The sequence below is a fragment of the Amycolatopsis oliviviridis genome, from assembly GCF_014654365.1.
Lineage (GTDB): Bacteria > Actinomycetota > Actinomycetes > Mycobacteriales > Pseudonocardiaceae > Amycolatopsis > Amycolatopsis oliviviridis.
The window spans coordinates 993,728-1,009,276 of the sequence record NZ_BNAY01000002.1; the positions used below are offsets into that span (position 1 = coordinate 993,728).

Sequence of the window (15,549 nt, forward strand, 5' to 3'; positions counted from 1 at the left end):
TCGACGGGGGAAGATTCCGGGCGTTGAACGTTCGAAATCTTCCCCCGTCACCTCGTCTGCCACCGGTCGTGACCGGCACGGCCTTGATCAACGGAGGATCGGGGACGTTGAGTGTCCCGGATCTTCCGTTGATCAAGGTCCGCGCCGGGGCGTCCCTGGTGACGGTGCGGGAATTGAGACATCCAACGTCCCAATTCCCGCACCGTCGAGCCCGGCAGCGGCGGAACCGCCACCCTCGCGCAGCTCAGGCGTAGGTAGGTAAATGCAGGTCCGCTCTAACGCCACTTACCACTCACGACCCACCCGGCCGACTCGGTCCCGCCGCCCTCACTCACCTGGAGTACATGAAGGCCCCCTTCCTTGCGTCTGGCGCCAGGAAGGGGGCCTTCATGTACTTCGGGAAGTCTGAAGAGGAGCTCAGTCGAGGGCGGCGTCGTCCAGGAGTGCCGATTCGGCGTCGAACTCGCGAAGTTCGTCGCGGATCACGGTGTAGGCCAGCCCCTGGGAATAGCCCTTGCGGGCGAGGAAGCCCAGCAAGCGGCGGATCGCCGTCTGCTCGTCGACGTTGCCCAAGGAGCGCATGCGCTTCCGTACCAGCTCTCGGGCGCGCTGCTCCTCTGCCTCTCGGTCCACCTCGTCGGCGGCCTGGACGGCGATATCCCCATCGATTCCTTTGCGTTTGAGTTCGGCCACGAGTGCGTTCCGTGCCAGGCCCATGTTGGCATGGCGGGAACGAACCCACATCTCGGCGAACTCGGCGTCATTGATGAGCCCTGCCTGGTCCAGCTTACCGAGCAGGGTCTCCGTCGTCTCCTCGTCGAAGCCTTTGCGTTTGAGGGCCTGACGCAGTTCCTCCGTGGAGCGCGGGCGCGCGGCCAGGAGATCGAAGCAGATCTCCTTGGCCTTCTTCCTCCGCTCGTCCGGCGGCAGTTCCGCCGGATCCACCTTGGGCGCTCGCATTTTCAGCTATCACTCCAGTCGAAACGATCGATCGGCCACCTTCACCCTTTGGCGGGCGCGGAACTCAGAAGTCGACCGGCGCGGGGGCGGCTTCGGCGTCGACGGCGGCACCGATGCCGAGCTTCTCCTTGATGCGCTTCTCGATCTCGTTGGCGATGTCCGGGTTGTCCAGCAGGAACTTGCGGGCGTTCTCCTTGCCCTGGCCCAGCTGGTCGCCCTCGTAGGTGTACCAGGCGCCGGACTTGCGCAGGATGCCCTGGTCGACACCCATGTCGATCAACGAACCCTCGCGGGAGACACCCTTGCCGTAGAGGATGTCGAACTCGGCCTGCTTGAAGGGCGGCGCGACCTTGTTCTTCACGACCTTGACGCGGGTGCGGTTGCCGACGGGCTCGCCGCCGTCCTTCAGCGTCTCGATCCGGCGGACGTCCAGGCGGACCGACGCGTAGAACTTCAGCGCCTTACCACCGGTCGTGGTCTCCGGGGAGCCGAACATGACGCCGATCTTCTCGCGCAGCTGGTTGATGAAGATCGCGGTGGTGCCGGAGTTGTTCATCGCACCGGTCATCTTCCGCAGCGCCTGGCTCATCAGCCGGGCCTGCAGACCGACGTGGTTGTCACCCATCTCGCCCTCGATCTCGGCGCGCGGCACGAGCGCGGCGACCGAGTCGATGACCAGGATGTCGAGCGCGCCGGAGCGGATCAGCATGTCCGCGATCTCGAGCGCCTGCTCACCGGTGTCCGGCTGGGAGACCAGCAGCGCGTCGGTGTCGACGCCGAGCTTCTTGGCGTACTCCGGGTCCAGCGCGTGCTCCGCGTCGATGAACGCGGCGATGCCGCCGTTCTTCTGCGCGTTGGCGACCGCGTGCAGCGCGACGGTGGTCTTACCGGAGGACTCCGGACCGTAGACCTCGATGACCCGGCCGCGGGGCAGGCCGCCGATCCCGAGCGCGACGTCGAGGGCGATGGCGCCGGTGGGGATGACCTCGATCGGCGCGCGGCCCTCTTCGCCCAGGCGCATGACCGAGCCCTTGCCGTACTGCTTGTCGATCTGGGCGAGGGCCAGTTCGAGCGCCTTGTCCTTGTCGGGTGCTGCTGGTGCCATGGAGTCCACCTCGTTGGTTGAGCCGGGTAGGGCTTGTTCTGTTCTGAGCTGTCGGGTCCGACGCTACGGGCGACCACCGACAATTCCAGGCCTCGCGCCCAAGCTGTGGATCGCTGACCCCGTTGTGGACAACACCATAGACGAACGTGTGTTCGAGGCCGTGGCCGACACGCCGTTGCGCTAGAGTTCTTGCCCTTTCACCGAGGTCAGCGCCGCTCCGGCGGGATCTCGAAGGCGTCGCAGACCGCCCGCCAGACGTCCTTGGCCGAGGTTCCCGCGTCGAGGGCCTGTTCGACGGTCCGGCCCCCGAGTTCACCGAAGACGTGATCCCTGGAGAGGGTTTCCGCACGTCCGGGACCGAATTCGTCGGCCATCAGCCGCCGGAAGACCGTGATACGCATCGAGCGGAAGTCTAGCCCGGCACCCGGCGGGAAACGCGTGAAGGCCCCCTTCCCTCGGCTCAGCCGAGGGAAGGGGGCCTTCACGCGCGACCGGGGCTACTCGCCCGGCTGGACGCTCTTCTCGAAGTAGTCGGCCAGTTCGCCCGGCGTCGGGGTCTGTCCTTCGGCCGGGACCTGGTAGATGAAGCCGACCAGCGGCCGGTCGGTCACGGTGAACACCAGGACGGCCGCGTTCCGCCCGGCGGCCGAGGAGTACTGGCCCTCCAGGGCGTTGCCCGTCCACTTGGCCTCGGTGCGGTCGCCGCCCGCCGACTTGAGCAGTCCGTCGGTGTAGGCCTTGAGCTTGTCCGCCGAGGCGCTCTGCAGGTAGGTCACCTGGGTCCCGGCACGTCCCGGCGCGGAGCAGGTCGACGTCACGCCGAGATCTTCCGCCGGTTTCGCTGGCCCGTTGCCCATCCCGGGCTTGCAGTCGCCGGTGTCGGCGATCTTCCCGGCGAGCTGGCGCAGGCAGCCGGTGAGGCCCTTGTCGTCGGCCGCGGCGGGTGTCTTGCATTCGTCGGCCGTGTAGGTCGTCACCGACGAGGAGGTCAGGAAGTACGCGAGCCCGGCGGCGATCAGCACGACGACGGCCACGATGGCCCCGATGACGAGCGGCTTCTTCTTGCTCGCGGGCGCCTTCTCCGCCGTGGTCTGCCCGGCGAGGGAGTACGTCGGGAAGTTCGTCGGCGCGGGCTGCTGTACCTGCTGCGGGCCGCTGTTCGGGTAACCCGACTGGGGGAAACCGCCGGACTGGCCGGGACCGCCCGCCTGATAACCGGGGATCGAGGCGACCGGCGGCGCGTACGGACCCGAGGCGCCGGGGCCGACCTGGTGCGCGCCGGTTCCCGCCGCGACCTGCCCTTCGACACCCTGCGTCCGCGTGCTGATGCCGTCGGAGGCGACGTGCTGCGCGCCGAGCGCGACCGCGGTCTCGGGCTGGTCGAGGCTGCCGGGGACGACGCCGAGCTTCTCCGCGATCAGGCTGCCGACCAGCGGAAGCCTGCTCGAACCACCGACGAGGTAGATCCCGGCGAGGCGGTCCGGGGTCATCCCGGCGGACCGGACCACACGCGACATCAGCTCGACACTGCGCAGCATCGACGGCCGCACCAGCGCTTCGAGTTCGCCTCGCGTGACGAGGACGTCCTCGAACGGCTCCGGCATCGGGACCTCGGTCTGCGGGTGCCGCGACAGAGCCTCCTTCGCCGCCTTCACGTCCTCCTGCAGCGCGCGTCGCGTACGACGGTCCGGAGTGGACTCGGGCCGCAGGACCCGCTGCCAGCGCTGGGGATCCTTGTGCGAGACCTCGCGGCCGACGTGCACCAGCAACGCCTGGTCGACGTCGAGGCCGCCGAGGTCCGGAAGGCCGTCTTCGGCGACGACGGTGAAGCCGCCGTTCGGGGTCGCGCCGACGATCGCGACGTCGAAGGTGCCGGCGCCGAGGTCGTACACGGCGAGGGCCTGACCGGGCGCGAGCGTCTTGCCGGGGAACGACGCGAAATGCGCCGCCGCGGCGACCGGCTCGGGCACGAGCACCAGGTTGCCGCCCATCCCGGCGAGCCGGGCGGCGGACAGCAGTACGTTGCGGCGGGTCTGACCCCACTGCGCGGGGTGGGTGAGCCGGACCTCGTCGGGCAGTTCGCCGCCGAGCTGGCGGGTGGTCTCGTCGAGGACGCGGCGCAGGATCGCGGCCAGCACCTCGGTGACCGGGATGACGTCGGTGCCCAGCAGGAGCGTCTGCTCGTCGATGCGGCGTTTGGGGTTGGGCTCGAACCGGGTCGGGTCGAGGCGGGCACGGCGTTCGGCGTCCCGGCCGACCATGATCGTGCCGTCCTCGGTGGCGAACACCGCGGACGGCATGTTGGCCGAACCGTCGACCTCGACCACCCGCGGCGGCCTCCCGTGCGCCGAAAGGACGGCCACGGTGTTGGACGTCCCGAGGTCCACCGACAGGATCCGCACAGCTCATACCCCTTCAACAGACGAACGGCGGCCGCCCCAGTACCGATCCGGCCGCGCTGGCCGTGATGCTCCCACGAGCGAGGTCGCCGCACGTGCGGAACCCGCCGAACTGGTCCCCGACCGAGTGCCGGGTCACCGGGCCCGGAGCGAAACTGTCGGTGGTCCGGCGCAGTATGGAGGGCGTGGCAGACGTACTCGACCTCTTCTCCCCCGCGACCAGGGACTGGTTCACCGGGGCCTTCGCCGCGCCCACCCGCGCGCAGGAGGGGGCGTGGCGTGCCGCGCACGCGAAGGAACACGCGCTGGTCGTGGCCCCGACGGGCTCCGGCAAGACGCTCTCGGCCTTCCTCTGGGCACTGGACAGGCTGTCGGTCGAGCCGCCGCCGTCCGAGCCGCGGAAACGCTGCCGTGTGCTCTACGTCTCGCCGCTGAAGGCACTGGCGGTCGACGTCCAGCGCAACCTGCGGGCACCGCTGGCCGGGATCTCGCAGGCCTCACGACGGCTGGGGCTGCCGGTGCCGGACATCGGCGTCGGCATGCGCACCGGTGACACCACGGCCGCCGAGCGGCGCTCGTTCGGCAAGACCCCGCCGGACGTGCTGGTCACCACGCCGGAGTCGCTGTTCCTCATCCTCACCTCGTCCGCGCGGGATTCCCTGCGCGGTGTGGAGACGGTGATCGTCGACGAGGTGCACGCGGTCGCGGGCGGCAAACGCGGCGCGCATCTCGCCTTGTCCTTGGAACGGCTCGACGCGCTCTTGGAGAAACCCGCGCAGCGGATCGGCTTGTCGGCGACGGTCCGGCCGATCGACGAGGTCGCCTCGTTCCTGGCAGGCGGCAGGCCGGTCACCATCGTCCAGCCGAAACTCGCGAAGACGATCGAGGTCCGCGTCGAGGTCCCGGTCGAAGACATGTCCAATCTCGACGGTCCGCAAGGGCCGAAGCAGAACGAAGACCTCGACGCGGGCCTCGCACGGCTCCCCGGATCGCTGGAGGAGGCCGACGGCACACCGCGGCGGCCGTCGATCTGGCCCGCGGTGGAGGAGCGGGTCCTCGAACTGATCCAGGCGCACCGGTCGACGATCGTGTTCGCCAACTCGCGGCGGCTCACCGAGCGGATGACCGCCCGGCTCAACGAACTCGTCGCGGAACAGAGCGAACTGGAGCCGGAGCAGCGGTATCCGGCCGAGGCGATCGGCCAGTCCGGGCTCACCACCGGCGCGGCACCGGTGATCGCGCGGGCCCACCACGGGTCGATGTCCCGCGAGCAGCGCACGCACGTGGAAGAGGAACTCAAGTCCGGGCGGCTGGCGTGCGTCGTGGCGACGTCCTCCCTGGAACTGGGTATCGACATGGGCGCCGTCGATCTCGTCGTGCAGATCGAGGCGCCGCCGACGGTCGCTTCGGGACTGCAACGGGTCGGCCGGGCCGGGCACCAGGTCGGCGCGGTGTCGAGCGGGGTGATGTTCCCGAAGTTCCGGGGCGACCTCGTCTCCTGTGCGGTGGTCGCGGAACGGATGGCGTCCGGGGCGATCGAGGCCGTGCGGTATCCGAGGAACCCGCTGGACGTACTGGCGCAGCAGATCGTGGCGATGGTGGCGCTCGAATCGTGGACGGTCGACGAACTGGCCGCCCTCGCCCGCCGCGCCGCGCCGTTCGCGTCCCTGCCGGACGACGCGCTGCTGGCCGTCCTCGACATGCTCGCCGGCCGGTACCCCAGCGAGGAATTCGGGGAACTGCGCGCCAGGATCACCTGGGACAGGGTCAGCGGCGAACTGCACGGCCGTCCGGGTTCGCAGCGGCTGGCGGTGACCTCCGGCGGCACGATCCCCGACCGCGGCCTGTTCACCGTCATGACGCCGGGCGCCGACGACAAACCCGGGTCGCGGGTGGGCGAGCTCGACGAGGAGATGGTCTACGAGTCCCGCGTCGGGGACACGATCCTGCTCGGCACCTCCTCCTGGCGGGTCACCGACATCACCCACGACCGCGTGATCGTGGTGCCCGCGCCGGGTGAGCCCGCCCGGATGCCGTTCTGGAAGGGCGACGCCCCCGGCCGTCCGCTGGAACTGGGGCGGGCGCTGGGCGCGTTCGTCCGCGAACTGTCCACTTCGGAGCCGTCGGCGGCCAGGGAACGCGCCGCCGTCGCCGGGCTGGACGAGTACGCGTGCGACAACCTGCTGGCGTATCTGGAAGAACAGAAGTCGGCCACGCGGCATGTGCCGAACGACAAGACCGTGCTGCTGGAACGGTTCCGCGACGAACTCGGTGACTGGCGGGTCATCCTGCACTCGCCGTTCGGCGCGCAGGTCAACGCGCCGTGGGCGCTCGCGATCGCGGCCCGGCTGCGGGAGAACCGCGGGGTCGACGCCCAGGTGGCGCATTCCGACGACGGCATCGTGCTGCGGCTTCCCGAGGCGCTGGACATGGACGGCGCCGAGGTCACCATCGGCGTCGAGGACGTGCTGCTCGATCCGGAAGAGGTCGAGCAGCTGATCGTCGCCGAGGTCGGCGGCTCGGCGGTGTTCGCCGCGCGGTTCCGGGAATGCGCCGCGCGGGCGCTGCTGCTCCCCCGCCGGGATCCGCGCCGCCGCACACCGCTGTGGCAGCAGCGGCAGCGCGCGTCGCAGCTGCTTTCGGTCGCCGCCAAGTACGAGCGGTTCCCCGTGGTGCTGGAAGCGATGCGGGAAGTCCTGCAGGACGTGTACGACGTCGGCGGGCTGCGCGAACTCATGGCCGACGTGCGGTCGCGGAAGGTCAAGCTGGTCGAAGTCGAGACTCCGTCGGCCTCCCCGTTCGCGCGCAGCCTGCTCTTCGGCTACGTCGGGATGTTCCTGTACGAGACGGACGCCCCGCTCGCGGAACGGCGCGCGGCGGCGCTGGCGCTGGATTCGACGCTGCTGGCCGAGCTGCTCGGCACCGAGGCGATCCGGGAACTGCTGGACGCCGAGGTCGTCGCCGAAGTCGAACGCTCGTTGCAGCGCCTCGACCCGGACAGGCACGCCCGCAACGCCGAAGAGGCCGCGGATCTGTTGCGGTTCCTCGGGGATCTCTCGATCGAGGAGGCCGCCGCCCGGGGCATCCAGCGGGAATGGCTGGAGGAGCTGGAGGCCGCGCGGCGGGTGATCAGGGTGCGCATCGGCGGTGGCGAACGCTTCATCGCCATCGAGGACGCGGGCCGGGTGCGGGACGCGCTGGGCACCGCGCTGCCCGTCGGCGTGCCGGAAGCGTTCACCGAACCGGTCGAGGATCCCGTGGGAGACCTGCTTTCCCGCTATTCGCGCAGCCGCGGCCCGTTCAGCGCCCGTCAGGCCGCCGAGCGCTTCGGGCTCGGGACGGCCGTGGTCACCGGCGTGCTGGACAGGCTGACCGCTCAAGGCAGGCTGGTCAGGGGCGAGCTGAGCCCGGTCGGGCATCCGGAGACGCACGGCGTCGGGCTGGAGTTCTGCGACGCTTCGGTGCTGCGCAGGCTCCGGAGGGCGTCGCTGGCCCGGCTGCGGGCCGAGGTCGAGCCGGTCGAACCGGCGGCGCTGGGCCGGTTCCTGCCGTCGTGGCACGGCATCGGTGCGCGAGTGCGGTCGGCGCCGACGGCGGACGACGTGCTGTCCGTGGTCGAGCAACTGGCCGGGGCGCCGCTGCCGGCGAGCGCGGTCGAATCACTGATCCTGCCGAGCAGACTGCCCGGCTATACGCCGTCACTGCTGGACGAACTCACCACGGCGGGCGAGGTGACCTGGTGCGGCTGCGGTTCCCTGTCCGGCGGGGACGGCTGGCTGGCGCTCGCGCCCACGGACGTCGCCGATCTGCTGCTGCCCGATCTGGAGGACGATCTGCCCTCCGGTCCGCTGCACCGGGCCATTCTGTCCACTTTGGAGGGTGGGGCGCAGTTCTTCCGCCAGCTCGTGGAACGCGCGTCGCCCTTGGCCGAAACCCCGCCCAACGACGGCGAAGTCGTCGCTGCGCTGTGGGATCTCGTCTGGGCCGGGCTGGTCACCGGCGACACGCTGGGCCCGCTGCGGGCGCAGGTCTCCGGTTCCGGCGCGGCGCACAAGCCCCGCCGTCAGGCTCCGCGCGGCCGGTACGCGCGGCTCCGGGCCGGGCGTCCGGCGATGCCCTCGCGTACCGGGCCGCCGACGGTGGCGGGGCGCTGGGCGCTGGCCCCGGATCGCGAACCGGATCCGACCAGGCGGGCGCACGCGCGAACGGAGGCGTTCCTGGAACGGCACGGCGTCCTCACCCGGGGAGCACTCGACACCGAGCGGGTGACCGGCGGTTTTTCCGGGATCTACAAGGTTTTGCGGGGGATGGAGGATTCGGGCCAGGTCGTCCGGGGCTACGTGGTGGAAGGGCTCGGTGCCGCGCAGTTCGCGGCGAAGGGCGCGGTCGACAGGCTGCGCGCGCAGTCCGGGAACCAGCGCACCACCACCGAGGGCGCGGTCGTGCTCGCCGCCGCCGACCCCGCCCAGCCCTACGGCGCCGCGTTGCCGTGGCCCGCCGCGACGGGCGACACGAAGCACCGTCCGGCCAGGAAAGCGGGTGCGCTGGCGGTGCTCGTGGACGGTGTCCCGGCGATGTACGTCGAACGCGGCGGCCGGTCGCTGCTGAGCTTCACCGAGGATCAGGAGACACTGCGGTCGGCCGCGCGGGCACTGTCCACCGCGGTGCGGGAAGGCTGGCTGGGTCAGCTCGCGGTGCAGAAGGCCGACGGCGAGGTGGCGCTCACCTCGGAGCTTTCGACGGTCCTTCAGGAGGCGGGATTCCGGGCGACTCCCAAGGGGCTGCGGCTACGGGCCTAGAATTGCCGCTCAGACCTGCGGAGAAGGACGTTCGAACATGGTGATGCGCGACCTGCGCTACTTCGGGGATCCCGTGCTCAAGACCGTATGCGATCCGGTCACGACATTCGACAAGAAGATCGAGTCGCTGGTGACCGATCTGATGGACGGGGTGAAACCGGCCGGGCGCGCGGGTCTCGCGGCGCCGCAGATCGGGGTCGGGCTGCGGGTGTTCAGCTACGACGTCGGCGGGCTGAGCGGGTACGTGATCAACCCGGAGATCGTCGAACTGTCCGAAGAGACGCACGAGATCGGCGAGGGCTGCCTGTCCGTGCCGGAGCTGTGGTTCCCGGTGGTCCGCGCGAAGCACGCTGTTGTGCGCGGGGTCGACCTGCGCAACGAACCCGTCGAAGTCGAAGGCGTCGACGTGCTCGCCCAGTGCCTGCAGCACGAGACCGATCACCTCGACGGCAAGCTGTACCTGGAACGGCTCACGCCCGAACGCAAGAAGCGCGCGTTGGGCGAGGCCCGCGGCAAAGACTGGTTCTGGAACCGCTGACCCACTTCCCGCATTTCGTCCTCTGAATGCGGTGGTTGGTAGCGCGAACTACCGCATCCAGAGGACTAAACGCGGGGGCCGGGGAGCCGGAAGCGCAGGGTGCCGGGGTCGCCGGGGGCGCGTTCGGGGCGGAGCCCCACGCGGGTGGCCGTGCGGTAGAGGGAGTCGTCGCCGGGCAGGCAGACGGCGGCGAGTTCACGCTCCCCGTTGGCCACCGCGAGAACGGCGAGCCGGGTCAGCAGGGCCGTGCCGATGCCTTGGCGCTGCCAGGAATCCTCGACCAGGAGCGAGACTTCGGCCGCACCGCCGTCGGCCGACGGGATCAGCTGGCCGAGACCGATCACGTCACGGCCGCAGACAGCGAGCAGGCTGATCCCGCGCGGCGGCATCAGGAGCCGGTGCAGCCAGCGACGCGGTACAGCGCGCATTCCGGTGTGATAGCGGTGGAAGAGCGTGGTCATCGAGCATCTCTGGTGCAGCGCGGACACCGCCTCCGCGTCACCGGGGACACCCTTGCGCAGGACGACGGCGGCGCCGTCGGACCGGTCGAGCACGATCGGACCGGTCACGTTGTCGCGGACGGCGGTCATCAGCCCGGTCAGCGCGACGGCCCGGCTCAGTTCCAGTTCGACGAACGGCGACCACCGGCGGCGCGCGACGAACGCGGTGCCGTCCCCCGCCGGGAACACCGCCCGGTGCCCGCCTTCCGTCCGGGCCGGGTTCGCCTCGATCGACGGGACCTTCGTGACGACGTCGGCCGCGAGGACACCGCGCAGCACTTCCGCGAGGCCACCGGGCTCCTCGACGGCTCTCTTGGCCGCGGTGAGGGTCGCGGTGGCCGGATCGACCAGTTCGGCCAGATCCGCGTCGATGACGGCGGAGCATTCGCAGCCCTCGTCGCGGATCGCGTCGATGAGCAGTTGCCGCGGCAGGCCGGTGGCCGGCCGCAGGACGATCTCGTCGAGCACGCCGCCCGGGACCGGGAGCACCGACAGCCCGAGGATGTTGCACTCGAGATCGGCCAGCCGGATCGCGATCCTGGCCAGGGTGCCGGGCCGGTCGTCCACGCGGATCCGGACACGCCAGGCCGACGCGGCCGCCGTCTCTTCGCCGGGGTGGATCTCGATGGGCCGGACTCGATAGGTCTCCATGACCTCAACGGTCCCGGCCGGTTGTTGCCTGCCCACGGCACGCGTGTTTCGCGCAGGTCAGCGTTCGGCGCCGCGACGCAACCCGGACGAAACAACTCAGCGTGGCGTGAGCACGCTGAACTCGTTGCCCTCCGGATCCACCATGGCCACGGAACCGTGCCTCGCCGAGCCCTGTCCGGGAGCGCCCAGCGCCCGCAGGCGCCGGACCTCGGCCGCCCGGCTTCCGCCCCGTCGCGGCGCGATCTCGAACCGCAACCGGTTCCGGCGCAGTTTATCGTCCTGGGACGCCAGGAATTCCACCCATGGACCGCGGCCGTCCGGCGGCCGCAGGCCCACGATCGACTCCTCCCGGACGCCGATCTCCCAGCCCAGCGCGGCCGCCCAGAACCGCGCGAGCCGCTCCGGGTCGAGGGCGTCGATGACGACCGACGCGATCGCACCGGTGCCCTCGTACTGCTCACGAGGCTCCAGGACACAGAATTCGTTGCCCTCGGGATCCGCGAGCACCACCCACGGCACCCGTTTCTCCTCCGGCGGGCCCTGGCCGACGTCGATGTGCCGTGCGCCGAGGGACAGCGCACGGTCCACCAGTTCGGCCTGGTGCCCGGGCGACCGGCTCGCCAGATCCAGGTGCAACCGGTTCTTGCCCTGTTTGGGGCCCGCCTCCGAGCGGAAGGCGAGCTCGAACGGGGCGTCCCAGCCGAACAGCCCTTCCCAGAAACCCGCCAGATCTCTGGGAAGGGCCGAGTCGAAGACCAGGTTCACCAGCTGCGAAGTCACACCGGTGAACCTAGACGGAACCTCTGACACTTTTATTCGTTTGGGTGAACCCGCGTACGGTCACCTCTCCGGCACATCTTCGACTCCGCCGACTGGTTTTGACCGGTTTGGCTTCCCCACCGACCGGTCATCGGGTCGCGAGCCGCAACAGGGCCCAGAGTTGTCCCGCCATGTCCTGGTCTCCGCTGACCGTCACCGCCGTCGGACCCGCCCGGCCCCAGAGCCAGCGGTAGATCTTGTCCGGCTGCCCGGTGATCAGATCGTCCGCTCGCCGGGCCTCTTCGGCCGAGCACCGCCAGGCGATCGTCTCCGTGGGCCCGGCTCTGGCGATCCAGGTGTGCCCCGCGGTGCGCACGCCGACCGAGCCGGTCTTGGTACCGGACAGTCCCAGCAACGGCAGCCGCTGGCCGAACCAGAGCACCAGCGCCTCGTCGATCCCGTCGAGTGCCACGTCCTCGGGGATCTCCGACACCTCCCGGCCCGCCGCGCTCTCCGCGTCGATCCGGTGGATCGTCGTCTCGTGCGCCGTCCGCCGCCGCCAGAACCCGTAGCTGCGGTCCGCCGGCCACCAGGTCGGCGCCAGCTCGTCCGGGTCGTGCGCGGAAAGTTCGGCGACGAGCTCGTCCCGGCCCTCGCGGAAGTACTCCTCCAGAGTCTGTCCCGGCCCCGGTTTGCGCTGCCAGTGCTCGGGACGCCGCCCGTCGGTGATCCAGCGGCGGGTGACCCGGCACACGCTGCCCACGTGCCGGAGGACCTCGCCGAGCGTCCAGCCGGGGCAGGTCGGGACCGGCGCGTCGGCGGACGCGGTGTGCGCCACCTGAGCCATCAGCTCGGTTTCGACGCCGATCACCTCCAGGAACCTGCCCTGGTCGATCATGGCCTGCCCGGCCATCGGGCACCCCCTCTCCGCGGTGATTCAGGCGACATGCGCCGAGTCATCCATCGGTATCCCGTGCACCACCCGCCGCACCAGTTCCAGGAACACCGTGGCGGCGCGTGTCAGCTCGTCCGCCAGTTCGACGGTGACCTTGCCGGTGATCCCGGCCTGCGCGGCGGCCCGCGTCGCCGAGTTGGCCGCGAAGAACGCCGCCCACTCCTTCAACTCGGGTGCGACGGAGTCGAGCAGCACCCAGCCGCTCGCCGGCCGAGCGCGGCCCCGGTGCGGACGGCCGCGGGCCTCCAGGACCGCGGCCGCGCCCCGCAGCGCGGCGAGATAGGCCCCGATGAACCGCTCCGCGGGATCGCTCTCCCGCTCTGCCTCGGCGAGACCCCGCCTCGCCTGTGCGTACAAGGAGACCGCCGCGGGTGGTGCCGGCGGGCGCAACGACATCGGCAGGGCGGGCTGCGCGGTGCCCCCCGGCCTCTCGGCTTCGTCGGGGGACACGACCGAAACGGACATGACGACCCTCCTCCTGTACGTGAGCGCCGGCCGGTGCCCGGAGCCGAGGCGCTTCCCCCGCCCCCGCGCCGGGCACCTACCGGTGCGCGCTCACCGAATGTCGAACGTCTGTTCGAACAAGACCAATGTAACCCCGACCTGCCCACTTCTTCAACCCCGTAGCGGGGTGATCGCCGCATGTGGCGCGGGACACGGGATCGGCCACGTGATCTCATAGGCGTATGAGCACCATCGACCAGTCCGGTCATCCCTCGGTGGCCAAGGTCGCGGCCGCGCTCGCCGAAGCGGGCCAGCAGGCCGCCGCGGACGGGATCCGGATCCTCCCCGCCGAAGTCCGCACGGCCGCGCAGGCCGCCGAGGCGCTCGGTGTCGAGGTCGGCGCGATCGCGAACAGCCTCGTGTTCCGCAGCCGCACCGGTGACACCGAGACCGCCCTGCTCGCCTTGACCTCCGGCGCGCACCGCGCCGACACCGGGCTCCTGGCCTCGCTGACCGGCGCCGACGAGATCGGCAAGGCGGACGCGGATTTCGTCCGCGCGCACACCGGCCAGCCGATCGGCGGCGTCGCGCCGGTCGGTCACCCGACGGCGTTGCCCACCCTCGTCGACACCGCGCTGCGCGCCCACGACGTCGTCTGGGCCGCCGCCGGGCATCCGAAGTCGGTGTACCCCACCACGTTCGACGCCCTCGTCTCGCTGACCGGGGGCACTCCCGCGGACGTCGCGGGCGACGGGCAGGATGGGCGCCCGTGACCGCGATGTCCTCGGAATGCACCCGTTTCGTCCAGCTGTCCGCGGACGAGTTCCGCGCCCGGCTCCCCGAGGCGCTGACCATCTACGTCAACGCCATGCGCTACCCCGAAGGCACGGCGGAACAGCGCGCGCCGATGTGGCTCACGCACGCGCTGCGCGAAGGCTGGCGCTGCATGGCCGCGCTCGACGCGGACGGCGTCCTGCTCGGGCTCGCCTACGGATACAAGGGCCGCGGCGGCCAGTGGTGGCACGAACAGGTCCGCCACGGCCTGACCCGCCGGGACGGCCAGGCCGCCGCCGAGCACTGGATGTCCGACTACTTCGAGCTCACCGAGATCCACGTCAGCCCCGAAAGCCAGGGGAAGCGGATCGGCGAGGACCTCCTGCGACGGCTGCTCGACGGCGTGCCCAGCGCCCACGTCCTCCTTTCCACGCCGGAAGGCACCAGCCGGGCCTGGAACCTGTACCGGCGCGTCGGATTCGTCGATGTGCTGCGGGACTACCACTTCGCCGGGGATCCGCGGGCGTTCGCGATCCTCGGCCGGACGCTGCCGCTCTAGGGTTTCGAGTAGGCGACGGCGAGCGCGGCGATGAGCACCGCCGCGCCGCACCAGCCCACGGCGCCGAGCCGTTCCCCGAGCACGGCCATCGACAGCAGCGCGGCGGTCAGCGGTTCGAGCAGGGCGGACAACGCCGCGAGCACGGGATGCGCGCCTTCGAGGCCGCGGAAGTACGCGGCATACGCCAGCGCCGTGGGCACGACGCCGAAGTAGAGCACCAGCGCGAGCACGTCGACTTGGAACGGCACGGCCATCCCGAACCACAATGCGGCAGGGGTGAGCAAGGCTCCGCCGATCAGGCAGCCGAATGCCGTGGTGGGCAAGGGATCCAGCCCTTCGACCCGGGTCGCGGTCACCAGGGTCAGCGCGGCGAACCCGGCCGCGGCGAGGAGCGCGAAGAACACTCCGGCGGCGTTGACCTTCTCCCCCGGTGTCCCTTGCAGCAACGCGAGTCCGACGAGGGAACCGGCCAGGGACACCGCCGTCCACGCTCCGGGAAGGCTGCGCGTTTTGACGAACGTCGCGACGGCGAGCAGGACGGGTGCGCTGCCGATGGTGGTCATGGTCGCGACGCTCACGGAACTCAGGGAGACCGCGGCGAAATAGCTGGTCTGGAAGAGGGCGAACAGGCCGCCTACGGTGAGCAGACGGCGGCGGACCCGGGAAGTCCGGGGAAGACCGCGGAGACCTCCGGTGAGCCAGAGATAGCCGGTGGCGATCACGCCGCCGATGAGCAGCCGGTACGCGGCGACGCTCAGCGGATGGAGCCCCGCGCGGGAGGCGAGCAGGGATCCGGCGAGGCCGCCGGTTCCCCAGAGGACGCCGGCGAGGACGAGCGCGGCCGACGATCGGGCGCGCGTGGGTACGGCAACGGACATGGGGAAACGCTCCTGCGTCTGTGTCTGTCGGAAAGGACGTCGACGACGCGGGGTGCTTCAGTGCAGCACGGATCGGCCGGGCGGCGGGAACGCCACGCGGCCGGAGACACCCCGCTCAGGAGGCGGGGGGTGGGGTGACGAGAAAGATCCGGTGCACGAGGGGAACGTATCAAGGCTCCGGTGGCGGAGGCACGTGAATTGCGGCACCCCGTCTTGAGCGAAGGGACT

At 70.8% G+C, this 15,549-nt stretch carries 13 protein-coding genes; 4 read left to right on the plus strand and 9 right to left on the minus strand.

Features of this window, described 5'->3' with window-relative positions:
* Nucleotides 1-417: 417 nt before the first annotated feature.
* From IE302_RS11830 to IE302_RS11845, 4 genes are all read right to left on the minus strand, one after another.
* Entirely contained in the window at nucleotides 418-945 is a 528-nt protein-coding gene (locus tag IE302_RS11830; RefSeq protein ID WP_191254766.1) for a regulatory protein RecX, read from the minus strand.
* Between the two features lie 79 nt (nucleotides 946-1,024).
* Nucleotides 1,025-2,065, minus strand: coding sequence for a recombinase RecA (recA, locus tag IE302_RS11835; RefSeq protein ID WP_016332707.1), 1,041 nt, complete (start codon nucleotides 2,063-2,065; stop codon nucleotides 1,025-1,027).
* 206 nt (nucleotides 2,066-2,271) lie between these two features.
* A complete protein-coding gene (locus tag IE302_RS11840; protein WP_016332706.1) occupies nucleotides 2,272-2,466 on the minus strand; it encodes a DUF3046 domain-containing protein in 195 nt (64 codons plus the stop codon).
* A 96-nt stretch (nucleotides 2,467-2,562) separates the two neighbouring features.
* A complete protein-coding gene (locus IE302_RS11845) occupies nucleotides 2,563-4,467 on the minus strand; it encodes an Hsp70 family protein (RefSeq protein ID WP_191254505.1) in 1,905 nt (634 codons plus the stop codon).
* Between the two features lie 173 nt (nucleotides 4,468-4,640).
* Here IE302_RS11845 and IE302_RS11850 point away from each other — a divergent pair, with 173 nt between their 5' ends.
* Nucleotides 4,641-9,263 carry an ATP-dependent helicase gene (locus tag IE302_RS11850; RefSeq protein WP_191254767.1) on the plus strand — a complete coding sequence of 1,541 codons (4,623 nt, stop codon included), beginning with the start codon at nucleotides 4,641-4,643 and terminating at the stop codon, nucleotides 9,261-9,263.
* A gap of 37 nt (nucleotides 9,264-9,300) precedes the next feature.
* Nucleotides 9,301-9,801, plus strand: a complete 501-nt coding sequence (def, locus tag IE302_RS11855) for a peptide deformylase (RefSeq protein ID WP_037343240.1) — start codon at nucleotides 9,301-9,303, stop codon at nucleotides 9,799-9,801.
* A gap of 65 nt (nucleotides 9,802-9,866) precedes the next feature.
* Here the strand turns inward: def and IE302_RS11860 are convergent, their stop codons facing one another.
* The 4 genes from IE302_RS11860 to IE302_RS11875 all read right to left on the minus strand — a co-directional run bounded on the left by IE302_RS11860 (nucleotide 9,867) and on the right by IE302_RS11875 (nucleotide 13,131).
* Nucleotides 9,867-10,952 (minus strand): GNAT family N-acetyltransferase, encoded by a 1,086-nt coding sequence (locus IE302_RS11860; protein WP_191254506.1) that lies wholly within the window; start codon nucleotides 10,950-10,952, stop codon nucleotides 9,867-9,869.
* A 96-nt stretch (nucleotides 10,953-11,048) separates the two neighbouring features.
* Nucleotides 11,049-11,732, minus strand: coding sequence for a VOC family protein (locus IE302_RS11865; protein ID WP_191254507.1), 684 nt, complete (start codon nucleotides 11,730-11,732; stop codon nucleotides 11,049-11,051).
* Between the two features lie 127 nt (nucleotides 11,733-11,859).
* Nucleotides 11,860-12,624, minus strand: a complete 765-nt coding sequence (locus tag IE302_RS11870; protein ID WP_191254508.1) for a maleylpyruvate isomerase family mycothiol-dependent enzyme — start codon at nucleotides 12,622-12,624, stop codon at nucleotides 11,860-11,862.
* Between the two features lie 24 nt (nucleotides 12,625-12,648).
* The gene (locus IE302_RS11875) at nucleotides 12,649-13,131 is read right to left on the minus strand and encodes an SAV_6107 family HEPN domain-containing protein (RefSeq protein WP_191254509.1); all 483 of its coding nucleotides are present in this window, start codon (nucleotides 13,129-13,131) and stop codon (nucleotides 12,649-12,651) included.
* Between the two features lie 221 nt (nucleotides 13,132-13,352).
* Between IE302_RS11875 and IE302_RS11880 the strand changes: the two genes are divergently transcribed.
* Both IE302_RS11880 and IE302_RS11885 read left to right on the plus strand, forming a co-directional pair.
* Nucleotides 13,353-13,883, plus strand: coding sequence for a YbaK/EbsC family protein (locus tag IE302_RS11880; RefSeq protein WP_191254510.1), 531 nt, complete (start codon nucleotides 13,353-13,355; stop codon nucleotides 13,881-13,883).
* Entirely contained in the window at nucleotides 13,880-14,443 is a 564-nt protein-coding gene (locus IE302_RS11885) for a GNAT family N-acetyltransferase (RefSeq protein WP_191254511.1), read from the plus strand. The genes IE302_RS11880 and IE302_RS11885 overlap by 4 nt, the downstream gene beginning before the upstream one ends.
* Here IE302_RS11885 and IE302_RS11890 read toward each other — a convergent pair.
* On the minus strand, nucleotides 14,440-15,321 hold the full coding sequence (locus IE302_RS11890; protein ID WP_191254512.1) for a DMT family transporter: 882 nt from the start codon (nucleotides 15,319-15,321) through the stop codon (nucleotides 14,440-14,442). The genes IE302_RS11885 and IE302_RS11890 overlap by 4 nt on opposite strands.
* Nucleotides 15,322-15,549 lie beyond the last annotated feature (228 nt).